We start from the raw sequence: 15014 nt of genomic DNA on the forward strand, positions 1-15014 counted from the left end.
AAAATATGAATAACAATGAACAACCCAATGTGACCTCTGAAGAACCCAACGCTGCCATCTTTGATAATTTAAACAACATTACCTTTGACAACGAATTAGACCGTTGGATAGATAAAGTCGGCGGATACGTTTCTTACCTTTTTATTATTAGTGTAGCGATCAGTTTCTATGAAATTGTAAGTCGTTATTTCTTTAATGCACCAACTATATGGGTTCATGAGTCAACAACTATGATATGCGCACTTTGCATGGCTTATGGAGGCTCTTACTGTTTAGCTCGTAACACGCACATAAGCATTAGAATGGTTTACGAATCCGTCAGTCAAAGAGTAAGAAATTGGTTAGATGTCTTAAACGGCGTGCTATCTGTCTTTTTCTGCTCATTAATTGCTTACGCTGGATACATCATGACCAATAAAGCCCTTTTCACACCATCAGGACTCTTTCGTCTAGAAACGTCTGGATCAGCTTGGAATCCGGCCACACCAGCCATTGTGAAAACCGGACTTTTTATCATTTTAGTGTTGATGACAGTTCAATCCATTCTTCGATTAATCAGTGCAATTAAAAAAGCGAGATAAGCATGTTTGAATTATCGCAAATAGGCATTGAAGCCGCGTCTTATCTGATGATTGGCTCCATTTTGGTATTGCTTCTAACCGGGCTACCACTCGCCTTCGTTACAGGCTTAGTCGCTCTAGTGTTTGCTTTGGGCTGGTTTGGTCCAATGGCAATTCCTTTAGTCACGACTCGTATTTATAGCTTTGTGAATGAGTATGTTCTCATATCCATACCCATGTTCGTGTTAATGGCATCGATCTTGGATAGATCCGGCATAGCCAAAGATCTCTACAACACTTTACGCATGTTTGCAGGACGTCTTCCTGGCGGTGTCGCTGTGCAAACTTTGTTTGTTGCTGTTTTTCTAGCGGCAATGTCAGGCATTATTGGTGGAGAAATCATCCTTTTAGGCCTGTTGGCTTTACCTCAAATGCTTCGCCTTGGGTACAACCAACGCCTTTCAATTGGTACCGTATGCGCTGGCGGCTCATTAGGAACCATGGTACCACCAAGTATTGTATTGATTATTTATGGTTTAACGGCGAACGTTTCTATTAGCGAACTCTTTGTCGCAACTATTCTTCCAGCGTCATTATTAGCTTCTCTATACATTATTTACATTTTGGTTCGTTGTTATATTGATCCCAATATGGGACCACCAGCACCGCAAGAAGAGCAAGACATCCCGTTTGCTGAAAAAGCCGTCAAACTAAAAAGTATCATCTTACCCGTGTTAGTTGCCGTTTGGGTATTAGGCAGCATCTATGCCGGCATCGCATCTGTGACTGAAGCGGCTTGTATGGGCGTAGTTGGGGTCATTATATCCACTATTGTTCGAAAAGAGCTTACTTTTAAAATGATGAAAGATAGCTTGAGACAAACACTGAATACTTGCGGAATGATCATCTGGATCGGGATTGGAGCCAGCGCACTCGTTGGCGTTTATAACTTAATGGGAGGAAATCGGTTTATCCAATCCGCTATTTTAGGATTGGATATCGCACCTATTTATATCGTTCTAACCATGATGGCTATTTTAATTATTCTTGGCCTATTCATGGATTGGATTGGTATCGCGTTATTAGCCATGCCTATCTTTGTTCCCATTATTGTTTCTTTAGGCTATAGCCCAATCTGGTTCGGAATCCTGTTCTCAATGAACATGCAGATATCCTATCTCAGCCCCCCATTTGGGCCTGCTGCTTTCTACTTAAAAAGTGTTGCGCCACCACACATTACGTTAAAGGAAATTTTTCTTTCCTTGTGGCCTTTCATCTTGTTGCAAATCTGTGCTCTTGGCTTAGTGATAGCTTTTCCAAGTATCGCACTTTGGCTCCCAGGCCTTAACTAATGCAGTAAGTAACACTACAACTTCTTTTATTTTTTATGGTGATCATTATGTCTGTTTCTACGTCTTTTGTTGTTTCTGTTATTGGCTTAGGTTCTATGGGTATGGGGGCGGCTAAATCGTCTGTATCGGCGGGTTTAACCACCTATGGTTTTGATCTTAACCCAAATGCTCTTGCTGCATTTAAAGAACATGGCGGTATTGCTGCCACAACACTGTCAGAGGCGACGAAAGAAGCCGATGCCATCTTGCTTATGTTGGTAAACTCAGCTCAATGCGATGAGGTTTTATTTGGGAAAAATGGCATAGCAAATAGCTTAAAAGCGAACGCTGTTATTATTCTAGGAAGCACAACATCGGCCAGTTACGCGAAAACATTAAATGAAAAATTACAAGCTATTGGGCTACGCATGATTGACGCACCCGTCAGTGGTGGCGCGGCGAAAGCTAACACCGGTGAATTGTCAGTTATGGCTTCTGGCTCCGATGATGCTTTTGCCGATTGCAAACCCCTGTTCGATGCCATTTCAGCGAAATTGTACCGAGTCAGTGACAGTGTGGGCGGTGGCGCTTCCGTTAAAATGATCAATCAACTTTTAGCTGGTGTGCATATTGCTGCTGCCGCAGAAGCAATGGCATTGGGCATTAAAGCAGGGCTTGATCCAGAAATGGTGTATGAAATTATTTCGAACAGTGCTGGATCTTCCTGGATGTTCCAAAATCGTGTACCACACATTCTAGCAGGCGATTATACCCCTAAAAGCATGGTGGATATCTTTGTAAAAGATTTAGGAATTGTTTTAGAAGCGGGCAAAGAATTTAAATTCCCCTTGCCTATTTCTGCCAGCGCCCATCAACAATTCCTATCAGCCAGCGCTGCTGGATTTGGTCAAGAAGACGATTCGGCTGTTATTAAAGTATATCCTGGCATTACTTTGCCAGCAGCTAAATAAGGAGCCTACCATGAGCATACTGTTAGGTTGCATTGCCGACGATTTTACCGGCGCAACAGATTTAGCCAGCTTTTTGGTGAAATCAGGGATGCGAACGGTTCAGCTTATTGGCGTCCCGAGTGGAGCAGTTGATTTGTCCGAAGCGGATGCCGTTGTTATCGCCCTAAAATCACGAACACTGCCCTCCGACGTTGCTGTAGCGCAGTCACTTGAGGCACTTGAGTGGCTAAAAAAACAGCATTGCGAGCAGTATTATTTTAAGTATTGCTCAACCTTTGATTCAACAGAAAACGGCAACATCGGCCCTGTAACGGACGCTCTGCTTGATAACCTAAACGAAGAATTCACTATCATCTGTCCTTCTTTACCTGTGAACGGCCGTACAGTGTATAAGGGACACCTTTTCGTCAATGACAGTTTACTCAACGAGAGTGGTATGCAAAACCACCCATTAACACCGATGAATGACGCTAATTTGTTAAGAGTTATGTCATCGCAAGCGAAAGGAAAAACAGGACTTGTACCATTTGAAATCGTTTCACAAGGCGCGGAAAGTATCAAAACGGCTTTTCATGATTTATCCAAAGAACATCGCTATGCTGTTGTCGATACGGTTTCAAATGACGATCTTTACACTATAGGTAAAGCAAGTGCGCACTTAAAACTACTCACTGGTGGATCAGGGTTGTCGGTCGGGTTAGCAAAAAACTTTGAAGACAAAGGTCTGTTTAAGATCCGTAGCAATTCTGCTGAACTAAGTAAGATAGAAGGCGACGCTGTCGTACTGTCAGGCAGTTGCTCCGTTATGACACAAAAGCAGGTAGCGCGTTTCCAAGAAACATTTCAATCAAAGAAAATTGCACCGCTAGACATTGCCTCTGGCAGAAGCACGCTGAATGACTTCCTTATTTGGTTTGACGAACACCGACACTCTGGCGCCCTTATGTTTTACGCTACGGATACGCCTGAAAACATCAAGCAGGTTCAAGCAGAACTGGGTGTCGCTCAAGCTAGTGAAGTCGTAGAAAATTTTATGGCGGACCTTGTTGCCGAGTTGGATAAAAGAGGCGTCACTAAATTCATCGTTGCTGGCGGTGAAACGTCTGGTGCAGTCGTAAAAGCGTTGAAGCCCACTATGCTAAAAATTGGAGCCAGCATTGCTCCAGGGGTTCCATTAACGGAAATTACTGGCGGCTCACCCAAACTAATAGCCCTTAAATCAGGGAACTTCGGTGATCAGGATTTCTTCAAAAAAGCCTTGGAAATGATGTTATGAGCAGTGCCGAGAATAGACTTCGAGAGCAAATCTGTCTAATGGCAAAGTCTTTATTTGATAGAGGCTTAACCTGTGGCTCCTCGGGAAATATTTCTGCTCGGACAGAAGATGGCGGCCTTCTCGTCACTCCCACAGGTAGCTGCTTCGGGCGTCTTGATCCCGCAACACTGAGTCGATTTAACCAACAAGGCCAGTTAATCAGTGGTCATCAGCCAACGAAAGAAATGCCTCTGCATGACGCCTTCTACAGCACCCGATCAAGTGCAAATGCCATTGTGCACTTGCACGGAACCTGCTCTGTCGCCATGTCTATGATGCCAGACGCAAATGAAGATAACTTTTTACCGCCTTTAACTCCTTATTCCATCATGAAACTGGGCAAGGTCAAACTGTTACCTTACTTCATGCCTGGAGATCCTAAAACGGGTGATGCTATCCGCGGATTGGCCGGTAAACGTTCTGCAGTGATGCTTGCAAACCATGGCCCTGTCGTGGCGGGTAAAGATCTAGAAGCCGCCGTTTACGCAATCGAAGAGCTAGAAGAAACCGCCAAACTTGCCATGATGATGCGTGGATTTTCGCCAAAAATGCTCGACGAGTCACAGATCCAACAAATCATCACCAAATTTAATGTGGAATGGGACTAATTATGAAATTTTCCGCCAACCTCGGCTTTTTATGGAACGATCAGCCTTTACCAGAAGCCATCAAGCTAGCACATCAAGCCGGTTATGCCGCCGTAGAGTGTCATTGGCCTTATCAATTTGATGCCGATGAAGTCAAAAATGCACTGCATGAAACAGGTCTGCAGATGTTAGGGTTAAACACTGATCGCGGTGATATATCAAAAGGTGATAATGGCTTATCATCCATTCCAGGAAGAGAAGTAGAAGCTCGTGCCGCTATTGATCAAGCCATTGTTTATGCCAGTAAAATCAATGCGTTAAATATTCATGTAATGGCAGGTTTTGCCTCTGGTGAAGAGGCAGAAAAGACCTTTATCGACAATTTACAATACGCAGCGGATCAAGCAAAGACACACAATATTACCATCTTGATTGAGCCATTAAACCACTACGACGCACCCAACTACTTTCTGCAAACCTCAGCACAAGCGGAAGACATTTTGCAAAAAGTAGATCGAAGCAACGTGAAACTCATGTTCGACTGTTATCACTTGCAAATAATGGAAGGTGATATTTGTCGTCGTTTGGAACGATTAATGCCGATAATAGGCCATATTCAAATTGCTTCAGTACCGGCTCGCAGCGAACCCAATACTGGAGAATTAAACTACCACTACATCTTTTCCAAATTAGAAGCGCTAGGTTATTCAGCGCCAATTGGAGCAGAATACAAACCCGCTAAAGGCTCCGTAGATTCTAGCTGGCTAGCGGACTTTTAAATTCAATAGCCATACCAGAAACATAGCGCCTTGTCCTTCATTCTCGACATCCAGTCGGAATACCGACTTGGCAACAAGTACCATTGTTATTGCTCAAGTCACTTTTGCCCCGTAAGGGGCTTTTTTTGCACTCAAGCATTTTTAGAAGGCCGAACAACAGCGGGGTCTTTCAGTTCTTTCATACGCAACCCGATGTTGCCAAGTATCAGCACCAAACCGCCGATGATTTGGTAGGCGGTTAATCCCATGTCGAGGAAGTACCAGTTGATCACGGCAGCGAAGACGGGGAAAGACAGTTCGGCTAAGGTGGCGACTTGTGCTCGTACCGTTTTCAGGCCTTGATAATAAAACCACATACCAATAAAACCGCTGAGCAAGGCCATCACGATGGCTAAGCTTAAATCCATAGGTTTCATGGCGATCAAGCTGTCGGATTGCGCCATGGCTAATGGCAATAACACCAGCAAGCCTGCCACAAAACGGCCGGACATAATGGCGTTGGCGGGCATGTGCTGATGAGATAAATATTTACCGCACACGGTAGCCGCGCCCCAAGCGATCACTGCAATCAGGGTGTAACCGTAGCCTTTAAAAATCGCTAGGTTATTATCAGAGTAGTGCCATTGAGCGTCACCTAGTTGGCGTAGATCTGGCCACATCATCACGAAACTGCCGAACAGTATCACCACCGCCCAGCGCATAAAATCCCCTTCGATGCGCTCTTTTAGTAGCCAGTACGCTAATAAAATGGCCACGATAGGCTGTAATTTTTGCAATAAAATCACTACGGTCGGATTCAAATACTGAAAGGCTTCGGTAAACGCCAAGGTGCCCATCGCTGAACCAATACCACCAATGAAAAACAAGCAAGAAAACCCGCTGATCGACATATGGCGGTAGACATAGCGATAGCGCCACAACATAGGACTGACAAAGAGTACCAAGGTAAGGTGTTCGATTAACACAATTTGCAAAGTGGAATAACCCGCGCCCAATAAAGGGTAACGAATCAGGGTATCAAGTGCCCACGTGAAACACGCGATCATGATAAAGAATGTGCCTGCCATCTTTGATATCTCCAATAAGTAAGATGCACAGGGGTGATGAGAACGAATAGTACCAAGCCACCTACACAGGAAAACTGTGTGAGCTAAAACGCACAAAAACACGTCAATAGCCCATACCATCACTCAATAAAGAGCAATGGCCTGTGCTACTTGGTCGATCTTCTATCATCCGGACTGTGACCGTCGGCTCTGGAGTCTCACCAAATCTGCTGACCCTTGTTCCTTAAAAAAGCATTGCTTAAAACAAGAAACAAGGCGCTCGCGGGCTGTTTCACTAGATGATTAATCCAGTGAAAATCACCGCCGGTGGGGAATTTCGCCCCGCCCCGAAGTTCGATGTAAATGAAAAATTTCGGGGTAACTTTAAACCCATCCTGATTGTTAGGCAATAACCACCGTGCCACTCTTTTGACATTAGGCCTTCTGCAAGTCTAAGCGATAAAAACCTGACCGTCTGACCAGTATTGTTATACACTCGACGCTCTAATAATAACGATTCATTGAACAGGATGACATCAATGCAAACCTCGTCTCGAAGCGGCATTTTCTATGCGTTAACTGCGTTTACCTTATGGGCCATTGCGCCTATTTATTTCAAGGAAATGTCTTTTGTTCCCGCCCAGGAAGTGTTGGCACATCGTGTTATTTGGTCTTGTATTTTGGTGTTGGTCTTGATCGTAATCTTACGTTACACAGAGGCCCTAAAAACGGTATTGCAGTCCCGTAAAGTCTTGCTAGCCATGTTAGGTTCAACGCTATTAATTGGCTTGAATTGGGGGACTTTTATCTGGGCAGTACAGAACAATAAGATGCTCAGTGCCAGCTTGGGTTATTACATTAATCCGCTGATCAGTATCTTACTGGGAGTGATTTTCTTTAAAGAAACGCTCGATAGGGTAAAAAAAGCTGCTGTAGCATTGTGCTTTTGTGCCGTGGTATTTGAGGTTATTCAGTTCGGATCACTGCCTTGGATTGCGCTGATTCTGGCCATTTCCTTTGGTTTTTATGGTTTGATACGCAAAAAAATTGCTGTCGACAGTTTTACCGGCATGGCAATAGAAACCGCCTTTATGCTGCCCATCGCCCTTATTTACTTAGCCTTAAGCACCTCGCCAACGGCAAATATGTTCGACAATAGCGCCACGATTAATTGGCTTTTATTTGCTGCAGGACCCGTGACCATGGTGCCACTGATGTGCTTTGCGGCAGCAGCAAACCGAGTCAGTATGGTGACGCTCGGATTTTTCCAATATATCGGCCCAACCGGCATGTTTTTCTTAGCGGTCTTTTTGTACGACGAGCCATTAAGCCCAGAAAAACTCACTACCTTTATATTGATCTGGTCGGCACTGGCCATGTTAATTTTTGACTCTGTCCGTCGACTTCGACATCCCCGAGGACAGGTAAAAAATGTGTGATAATTAATCAGAAAATGGTTTCTTTTTTTGGCAACAGGCCCCACAATCGCGGCCTGTTTAGCCACTGATTATCCGCTATGAACATCATCTCTTTTGACGCATTAAGAACTCTTCACTTGCCCCATGTTCGCTATATAAAGCCAGAGTCCATGTATGATCATTTGGACGAAATCAGAGAAGCCGATTGGTTGCTTTTTCCGCAATATTGGCAACTTAACGCCCTGATTCACGGTTTAAAAAAGCGTATTTTCCCCAGTCTAGCCTCCTATATGATTGGCCATGACAAGGTAGAAATGACGCGTACTTTTCGTACCGTTGTGCCGAACCAACATCCTTATACTTTAATCGCCGCCAACACCCCCTACGAAGCGGAGAAAATTTGGGATGAAATGCCCTCTCCTTTTGTTGCAAAAATTCCTCGCAGCAGCATGGGTAATGGCGTGTTTTTAATAGAAACACTGGGGCAATGGCGTGATTATGTGGCGCAAACCGATGTGCTGTACGCACAAGAATACTTACCCATAGACAGAGATATGCGCGTCATTTGGGTAGGCAATAAAATTGTCAGTGGGTATTGGCGTTTGCAGTCTGACAATGGTTTCCACAACAACGTTAGCCAAGGCGGTCAAGTGGAAGTGGCCTTGATACCAAAAGAAGCCCAAGATCTGGTTACGTTTTTGGCTCAATCCTTAGACATTAATCACGCAGGCTTCGATATCGCCATGGTGGGCTCTGTTCCCTATGTGCTTGAAATCAATCGTATCTTTGGTAACCAAGGGTTGCCAACCATTCAGCAAGACGTAAACACAGAATTACTCAGTTACTTAAACGAGCAATATCTGTTATCAACGTCCATGCTTTTAGAGCAACCCATTGTGATTTAATACCCAGCGTTAAGAGGAAATTTCTGGGCGCGTTTTACTCAAGCGCTTAGGGCGTTTTTCCCAACGCACTTTCACTTCAAACTGTTGACTGTCTTCGTCTTCATAGGCGGAGACTTTCAGGCGTAACAAGCCGCTAGGCTCAAGCGTTAATGTGCCTTCTTTCTCGTCACTGAACTCCAGTTTGCCTTTTCCTAGACCTTTCGATAACGCTTTTAGGACATCTTGGATGTCTTCTGGGTCAAGCAAGGCTTCATGTCTAAATTCGGTTTTTGATTTCATACGGACTCTACGTAAATGTCTTGTAATTCGTCAGCGGTCATCACTTTAACGGTGGGATAATCGCAACTTAAGCCGACAATGCCCACTTTTTTATCAATGAGAGTCGCCCCAATACCATAGCTGTCTAATCCCTCTGCCTTGCGTGAATGACAATCCAGCGTGATGTCGGCTTCGACGTGCACTAGCCCTTTTTTAATGGTAACGCGCTGACCTTGCTGACGGTTAATATGGCCTTGTACCACCACATGAATGCCGGCTTTATGGATGGCGTCTACGCCACGAACCGTCAGAGGTAAATCCGCATCGCGGTACTTGGTTCGAAACGTATTCGCAATAGAGCTGTAGTAGAAACTGAACAAATCGCGCCGTTTAAGATTACGATGAAAGGCTTTGTTGGCATATTTCGTACCACTCTTAAGCAAAATTTCCCCCATGCTGTCATCTAACCCAGCGTGTAGAAACAAAAATGAACCACGCTTAGCCACCAGCGCCATCTTACGGAAGAACCAGTGAAACTCCCCCTTCTTATGCAAAAATAGCTGCTGGCATTTTAACGATGTTGCATACACCTGTCGCAAGCTCAAACCGGCCGCATGACAGTGCTTTTCAAAGCTGTGGTTTTTAGATTCCATTTTACGCACTTCACGGTCGATCCCTTCTGAGGTTAAAAAACCCGCCGCGTGAAAGGGAAATTCCTTGAACCAGTCATCCCCCGGAAACAGAAGCTGTCGACACGTATCTTCGTCGGGGATTTTTTGGTCCCATTTGGTGTCCGCTAAATATTCGTCAAACACTTCCCGAAAGAGTGGCACCACTTTTTTCCCCATGCGCACGAAGAAATGCTGGTTGCCCACGTCTTTTTTACGCGCCAGCGCGAGTAATCCCATCAATAAACGCAGATCATGGTTGCCTGCTAGCAAGGTCACTCGTGCTTTTAATTTGTAGAGCTGTTTGACACTACGCAGTAATTCAAGATTGCTGGGGCCCTTATCCAAACAGTCACCGCCGACAATGATTTCAGATTTTTTGCCTTTTTTGGTCAGTGTTAAATGACCTAGTCCGGCTTTTTTCTTACGCTCTGCTACACCGGCCGCAATCAACGAGGCTTCGAATGCTTGAGCATCCGCATGAGGATCGGAAATAAACACCACTGAACGTTTAGGCCAGCGTAATTTGTCTTTCTTAAAGCGTGGTGGGGTTTTGTAAGCCGTTAAAACATGGCTGTTCACCGAGCTAGCGTCTCTTGGCCACGCCGTCCATTCACTGGGTAAACGCGCAATGATGTCGGTGTGATTAAGGCGAGGGGAAATAACAGGAATAGGGCTAGACATGGTTTCGTTACCTTTTAAAAGTGTCTTTCGGTCCACCGAGCAGTTAATCGGGCACATCCAGTGTGTGCCGCTGTTTCCACTCGCCAAACCGGCGTTTTATTGGCGACTGAGGGGCTATGTCGAACACCACTGGGTGCCCGTAAAACATGCTCAGTCTTTTAATGTCATCAAACGTCAACACCTCTAGCTGACACATTCCGTGACGAATCGAGGCACCGTGACCAATAAAGAGTTTAAGCCGCTGGTCATCTTGATGCTGAACGCGACGCTGCCACGCCTGAATATGCTCGGCCACCCGTTGTCCAGCCTGCCACAAAGACTCGGCGCCATCAAACGGCAGGCAATAATGACTGTCGGATTTCCAACCTTTTGGCGGCGCTGAAAAACGTGGATCCAGGGCTAAAACTCGCTCAATTTCGTCAATGGTCAAATTGGCCACCGCTCCCACACTGCGTTCGCACAGTGCCGAATACGACTCAATCTGTGGCGTGCCGTCAAAATAGTCGCGCAGCGTCTCCACATAAATCGACGCTGTTTGCCAAGCTCGAAGTAAGGTTGAAGAGTCCACCAGCGGATCTAACTTGATGTCATTTTCCTCTAACCACTGAGCAAATACTTGGGCTTGTTGGTGCACTTCCTGTGCGCCTTCGACGGTTAACGCAAAAGGCTGCAACGCGCTGGGCACGTTTGGCAGCTGCTCGTAAGCACCGTGACGAATTACCGCAAAGCACGGCATTAGGCAAGCTCCAGCGCATTGATCAGCTCGTAAGCGCGATCAAAATCAATCTTGCCGGTTAAGCGGTACACGTCCACATTGGCCAAGGCATCGCAGTAATGGGCTACCGAGTCGATCGCCTCTAAGTCTGCAAAGGCGCCTTGTCTGTCTTGATAAAACGGCCCCGGACGCTTACGAAGGCCTTCGATCACTTGGGCATTTTGAGCTAAGTCCACGCGTTCCAATTGAGTCGATTCTGTGCTGTCCAATGACCAATCCAGCATAATCAGTCGCGTTAGTTGACTGGATAATTGCACTCGATCAGTACCGTACTCGTCCTCCACTTGCACGTCGTATTTTTCTTCCAGCGTCCAAAGTTCACCTTGAGTCATTAGACGCAGTGCGCTTTGACGCGACTCAGGCAAGATATGACGCAAACGATTGGAATGCAGCAAGGTACCTGGGTTTACTCGAGGCAACTTGGCGACACCCACTGCATGCGCGCCGTGGTCCGTTTGTTTAAAGAGAATACGATCGTTGGTTAGAAATCGACGCTGGGGGTGCTCAAGGCAACGCAGCATGAGTGTCGATTTGCCGCCACCAGACCCTGCGGCAATTGCGGTGGCTTTGCCATTAACACAAAATGCCGACGCATGACCCAAAGTAAAGCCTTGTCGCAAGTAGTGATTTAAAAACTGGTTATTAATGAAATTCACCACCTGTGCCAAGTTGGACACACAAGGGCCGACTGCCACAGGATGGTTAGGCCGTTGTAAAAAGCTCATCGAGGTTTTGAATTTTTTAATCCATCGTCCGCCCTCCACATCAAGATAACCTTCTTTGCGGCCTTGTTTACCCGCTTCCCTGGGTACTTCCTGCCAAGCGAGTTCATTACCAACGTCTTCTTGCTCTATGGCATACACATCGAGCGCCACTGGCGCACTCTCGCTGTGGCCTGCGTTATGCGCTCTCCCGTAGCTGCGGTAATAGTCCGCTAAAGCCGCCAGTAGCATGGGTTCGTTCGAATGCACAGTAACGACCATATCGGCGAATTTGAGCCGTACGTTATGGTGACAATGGGTTAACCCTTCATCCACATGGGACACGTTTAGTATGTTTTTAATCATGCTGTTTCACCTCCTGCTGTTTCGACTCCTTTAGGTCACTAACTTGCCAGCCGACGGCATGCAGAACATAGTTCACATAGGCACTGGCGGCATCAATACCACAGCCTTCCAATGCGCCTTTAAAGCCACCAAAAGCCGACACTTCGAACACCACGGGACCTTGATCCGTTAACGCGATGTCGACCGTGGTGAAGCTTAAGTCGTAACAGGCTTGCGCTCTACGCCCCAGCTCAATCAATTCGGCGTCTGGCTCAAACAATTCGTAACGCCCACCGCTATTGATGGTGGTATTCCAAGAATCTTTATCTCCTACTCGCGCGTAAGTACAAAGATACTCACCGCCCACAAACACCATACCCAAATCTCGGCCATCCAATTTCACGGTTTGCTGAATATAATAAATCGATTGGTTTTGGCGGTATTTTTCTAACGCATCGCGCACGGCCTCGTCTGAATCTTCTTGCTGAAGAATCATCATGCCACGCGCCTTGGTTGAATATAACGGCTTCAAAATAGCCGAACCAAATTCTCGCACCGTAGCAAATGCTTGCTCTGCGTCTTCTGTTATACGGGTTTTTGGCATGGGAATATGGCCTTGCTGCAAGGCTAATGTGCCGCTTAAGCGATTAATCAAGTTGCCCACACTGTGAGTGGGACTAAACATTTTCACCCCTGAGCGCTCGGCATAAGACAGCAAGTGAATACGGTCTTCCGTCGCTGGAGAATAGACTTCACTGATCTTTTTGATGATCAAGCCATCTAGGGTCATTAAATCCAAATCGTGAAACATCAATTGATTCGTGTCTAAGCGCAGCTCTACTTGGCTCATATCGATCACCGCACGAAATCCCGTTTGCTCTTCCAGTCTATCTGCCAATACTTCGGTGGACCATTTTCCTGGGATGCCAACCACCCCGATTTTCGGCTTATTCAATGTAAAGCTCCTTTAACGGTAAAAGAAATGTCTTTTCTTGTTCGGGCGGCAATCTTGCCAAGCGCTCCAACACATAGCGCGCACGCAAATGCATGCGGGTAGCGAGCTTTTTATCAAAAATGAAACGGGTAGAAGTGGCAAATGAACGCGCCAAACCGGCCGCTAAACGCAGTTCAAAGGTATCATCTTGATGGCGTTTAGCAAAACGTCGACCAAATCGATAGATTTCAATGGCACTGTCCATCATGCGTTTGCGCGTCTCACCACTGAGGACTTGCAAGCGGTAAATAGAGACCATCAGCACCGACAAATCTTGTACATAGTCGAAATAGGAAGCGCGATGTAAATCAATGAAATAGACGCGCTTTTGCACTGGATCATAAATCAAATTATCGACATTAAAATCACCGTGGGTTAAGACCGAAAAGGGCGCGCGCCACCGTATTTCACGTTTGGCGACCGACTCAACTAACGCATCAAAACGGGGGCTTACGTAGCCACAAATGCGCTCCTCATTGGTGAAAAATTCTGGATGGACCTTACGACTGTCGTCAAGGCGTTTGGCTAATTGACGCATAAAATGGGCGCAACAGGGCTCGGAAGTCAGCGTACTTTTCCAAGTTTGATTGAGGGTTTTAAACAGGGCTTTTAAGGCATCCTGAGCGCCATCACGATGGCCGTCTTGCTGGACATCCAGCAGCAAGCTTTCTAGGGTTTTGCCAGGAATATGTTCAATTAAAATGGAGGCTTGCTCCCCCGTCACGCCTTGCTGAGATAACACACTCGGCGCTAAACGTGGGTCGACTTGGCGCCACTGATTGACACCCGCCACCTCTTCTTCGATCTTGGCCTGTTCGCCTTCTTTGTAAACGGCGAGTACCGATTGCCCAGCTTCGTCTTTATGAGTAATGGCCGCAATGGCACTGCCCGATCGAGTCAGGGCGAGACGTCTGACGTTTAAATCTTTTAAGTCATAGTTGAGGCTGGAGGCACTGTCGAGCAAATGAGGGTAGTTTTGCAATGTGGCGACCTGACCAAGATCCGCTTTAATCAGGGATTCCGCCACCGCGCCTAATTGCTCGATGAGGCGTTTTAAACTGACATTACTGACAATCGCGGCTCTCAGTTGATCATCGCTCAGCCCTTCTTTTGTCTGTAAGGTCTTGGCTTGTAAGGCATTATAATCCGCCAATAACTTGTGCGTACGACGCCCTAGTTTTATGCCTGTTCGGCGTTTATCGTTCGTCAAACCCACTTTTACCAGCTGCAAAGCGCGACTAATGCGTTTTATCAGCTTGCGACACTCTTGGCTGGCTGGGTGCTCATAAGGCGTGTCTAAGGTGCCCTCTCGCAGACAATCAAAACAATGCTGAGTCAACGCATCTAATGCCATCGCCAACGCCCGCATTGCACTGACCTGAGCGTGAAATACTGTGCTCGACTTGCGGCGCCCCAGTAAATACCCGGTCTCAATGTCGACCTTTTCCCGCAGTGTTTGCACATAACCTCGACGACTGCGAATACGCGGCAATAAAGCCACAGAGTGCGAGGTAAAAAACAACTGCACAAATTGACAATGCGTCTCGACTTCGTTTAGCAAAAAATATACATGCTCTTGAAGCGTCGATAACCTAGATGTTGCAGACATAACGTCCCTATTCCAATACTTTATTGACTACTATACAGAAACCACACAACAACGAAATGACAGTTCTA

General features: G+C 46.2%; 15 protein-coding genes and 1 riboswitch. Of the genes, 8 read left to right on the plus strand and 7 right to left on the minus strand.

Annotated features, from left to right (window positions below):
* The first annotated feature begins 5 nt into the window (after positions 1–5).
* Genes EBI00_RS06730 through EBI00_RS06755 form a run of 6 tightly spaced genes read left to right on the plus strand, consistent with a single transcriptional unit; the run spans position 6 to position 5543 of the window.
* Positions 6–581 carry a TRAP transporter small permease subunit gene (locus tag EBI00_RS06730; protein ID WP_123095156.1) on the plus strand — a complete coding sequence of 192 codons (576 nt, stop codon included), beginning with the start codon at positions 6–8 and terminating at the stop codon, positions 579–581.
* 2 nt (positions 582–583) lie between these two features.
* Entirely contained in the window at positions 584–1912 is a 1329-nt protein-coding gene (locus EBI00_RS06735) for a TRAP transporter large permease (protein ID WP_174714899.1), read from the plus strand.
* A gap of 47 nt (positions 1913–1959) precedes the next feature.
* Entirely contained in the window at positions 1960–2862 is a 903-nt protein-coding gene (ltnD, locus tag EBI00_RS06740) for an L-threonate dehydrogenase (RefSeq protein WP_123095157.1), read from the plus strand.
* A 10-nt stretch (positions 2863–2872) separates the two neighbouring features.
* Complete coding sequence (gene otnK / locus EBI00_RS06745; RefSeq protein WP_123095158.1) at positions 2873–4138, plus strand: 3-oxo-tetronate kinase; 1266 nt, start codon at positions 2873–2875, stop codon at positions 4136–4138.
* Positions 4135–4785 carry a 3-oxo-tetronate 4-phosphate decarboxylase gene (gene otnC / locus EBI00_RS06750; RefSeq protein ID WP_123095159.1) on the plus strand — a complete coding sequence of 217 codons (651 nt, stop codon included), beginning with the start codon at positions 4135–4137 and terminating at the stop codon, positions 4783–4785. The genes otnK and otnC overlap by 4 nt, the downstream gene beginning before the upstream one ends.
* A 2-nt stretch (positions 4786–4787) precedes the next feature.
* Positions 4788–5543: a hydroxypyruvate isomerase family protein gene (locus tag EBI00_RS06755; protein ID WP_123095160.1), complete on the plus strand. Its 756-nt coding sequence runs from the start codon at positions 4788–4790 to the stop codon at positions 5541–5543.
* Positions 5544–5674: 131 nt separating this feature from the next.
* On the opposite strand, the gene EBI00_RS06760 is transcribed toward EBI00_RS06755, so the two are convergent.
* Positions 5675–6610 carry a DMT family transporter gene (locus EBI00_RS06760; protein WP_123095161.1) on the minus strand — a complete coding sequence of 312 codons (936 nt, stop codon included), beginning with the start codon at positions 6608–6610 and terminating at the stop codon, positions 5675–5677.
* A 153-nt stretch (positions 6611–6763) separates the two neighbouring features.
* Positions 6764–6948, minus strand: a riboswitch (FMN riboswitch).
* 180 nt (positions 6949–7128) lie between these two features.
* Here EBI00_RS06760 and rarD point away from each other — a divergent pair.
* Both rarD and EBI00_RS06770 read left to right on the plus strand, forming a co-directional pair.
* Positions 7129–8028, plus strand: a complete 900-nt coding sequence (gene rarD, locus EBI00_RS06765) for an EamA family transporter RarD (protein WP_123095162.1) — start codon at positions 7129–7131, stop codon at positions 8026–8028.
* Between the two features lie 77 nt (positions 8029–8105).
* Positions 8106–8912, plus strand: a complete 807-nt coding sequence (locus tag EBI00_RS06770) for an ATP-grasp domain-containing protein (protein ID WP_123095163.1) — start codon at positions 8106–8108, stop codon at positions 8910–8912.
* A gap of 9 nt (positions 8913–8921) precedes the next feature.
* Here EBI00_RS06770 and EBI00_RS06775 read toward each other — a convergent pair whose 3' ends face one another.
* From EBI00_RS06775 to EBI00_RS06800, 6 genes are read right to left on the minus strand one after another with little or no spacing between them, the layout of a single operon-like run.
* Entirely contained in the window at positions 8922–9191 is a 270-nt protein-coding gene (locus tag EBI00_RS06775) for an amphi-Trp domain-containing protein (protein ID WP_123095164.1), read from the minus strand.
* Positions 9188–10522, minus strand: a complete 1335-nt coding sequence (locus EBI00_RS06780; protein ID WP_123095165.1) for a metallophosphoesterase — start codon at positions 10520–10522, stop codon at positions 9188–9190. Before EBI00_RS06780 ends, EBI00_RS06775 begins: the two co-directional genes overlap by 4 nt.
* 43 nt (positions 10523–10565) lie before the next feature.
* The gene (locus EBI00_RS06785) at positions 10566–11258 is read right to left on the minus strand and encodes a histidine phosphatase family protein (protein ID WP_123095166.1); all 693 of its coding nucleotides are present in this window, start codon (positions 11256–11258) and stop codon (positions 10566–10568) included.
* The gene (locus EBI00_RS06790) at positions 11258–12364 is read right to left on the minus strand and encodes an HprK-related kinase B (RefSeq protein ID WP_123095167.1); all 1107 of its coding nucleotides are present in this window, start codon (positions 12362–12364) and stop codon (positions 11258–11260) included. Before EBI00_RS06790 ends, EBI00_RS06785 begins: the two co-directional genes overlap by 1 nt.
* Entirely contained in the window at positions 12357–13298 is a 942-nt protein-coding gene (locus EBI00_RS06795) for a GAK system ATP-grasp enzyme (protein WP_123095168.1), read from the minus strand. The genes EBI00_RS06790 and EBI00_RS06795 overlap by 8 nt, the downstream gene beginning before the upstream one ends.
* A complete protein-coding gene (locus EBI00_RS06800) occupies positions 13291–14946 on the minus strand; it encodes an aminoglycoside phosphotransferase family protein (RefSeq protein ID WP_123095169.1) in 1656 nt (551 codons plus the stop codon). The genes EBI00_RS06795 and EBI00_RS06800 overlap by 8 nt, the downstream gene beginning before the upstream one ends.
* Between the last annotated feature and the right edge of the window lie 68 nt (positions 14947–15014).

It is taken from the genome of Marinomonas hwangdonensis, from assembly GCF_003721245.1.
Taxonomy (GTDB): Bacteria; Pseudomonadota; Gammaproteobacteria; order Pseudomonadales; family Marinomonadaceae; genus Marinomonas; species Marinomonas hwangdonensis.

Excerpts from the sequence above, each read along its gene's own strand:
- EBI00_RS06730 (WP_123095156.1), top strand. The coding sequence starts at position 6 with ATGAATAACAATGAACAACCCAATGTGACCTCTGAAGAACCCAACGCT.
- EBI00_RS06735 (WP_174714899.1), top strand. The coding sequence starts at position 584 with ATGTTTGAATTATCGCAAATAGGCATTGAAGCCGCGTCTTATCTGATG.
- ltnD (WP_123095157.1), top strand. The coding sequence starts at position 1,960 with ATGTCTGTTTCTACGTCTTTTGTTGTTTCTGTTATTGGCTTAGGTTCT.
- otnK (WP_123095158.1), top strand. The coding sequence starts at position 2,873 with ATGAGCATACTGTTAGGTTGCATTGCCGACGATTTTACCGGCGCAACA.
- otnC (WP_123095159.1), top strand. The coding sequence starts at position 4,135 with ATGAGCAGTGCCGAGAATAGACTTCGAGAGCAAATCTGTCTAATGGCA.
- EBI00_RS06755 (WP_123095160.1), top strand. The coding sequence starts at position 4,788 with ATGAAATTTTCCGCCAACCTCGGCTTTTTATGGAACGATCAGCCTTTA.
- EBI00_RS06760 (WP_123095161.1), bottom strand. The coding sequence starts at position 6,610 with ATGGCAGGCACATTCTTTATCATGATCGCGTGTTTCACGTGGGCACTT.
- rarD (WP_123095162.1), top strand. The coding sequence starts at position 7,129 with ATGCAAACCTCGTCTCGAAGCGGCATTTTCTATGCGTTAACTGCGTTT.
- EBI00_RS06770 (WP_123095163.1), top strand. The coding sequence starts at position 8,106 with ATGAACATCATCTCTTTTGACGCATTAAGAACTCTTCACTTGCCCCAT.
- EBI00_RS06775 (WP_123095164.1), bottom strand. The coding sequence starts at position 9,191 with ATGAAATCAAAAACCGAATTTAGACATGAAGCCTTGCTTGACCCAGAA.
- EBI00_RS06780 (WP_123095165.1), bottom strand. The coding sequence starts at position 10,522 with ATGTCTAGCCCTATTCCTGTTATTTCCCCTCGCCTTAATCACACCGAC.
- EBI00_RS06785 (WP_123095166.1), bottom strand. The coding sequence starts at position 11,258 with ATGCCGTGCTTTGCGGTAATTCGTCACGGTGCTTACGAGCAGCTGCCA.
- EBI00_RS06790 (WP_123095167.1), bottom strand. The coding sequence starts at position 12,364 with ATGATTAAAAACATACTAAACGTGTCCCATGTGGATGAAGGGTTAACC.
- EBI00_RS06800 (WP_123095169.1), bottom strand. The coding sequence starts at position 14,946 with ATGTCTGCAACATCTAGGTTATCGACGCTTCAAGAGCATGTATATTTT.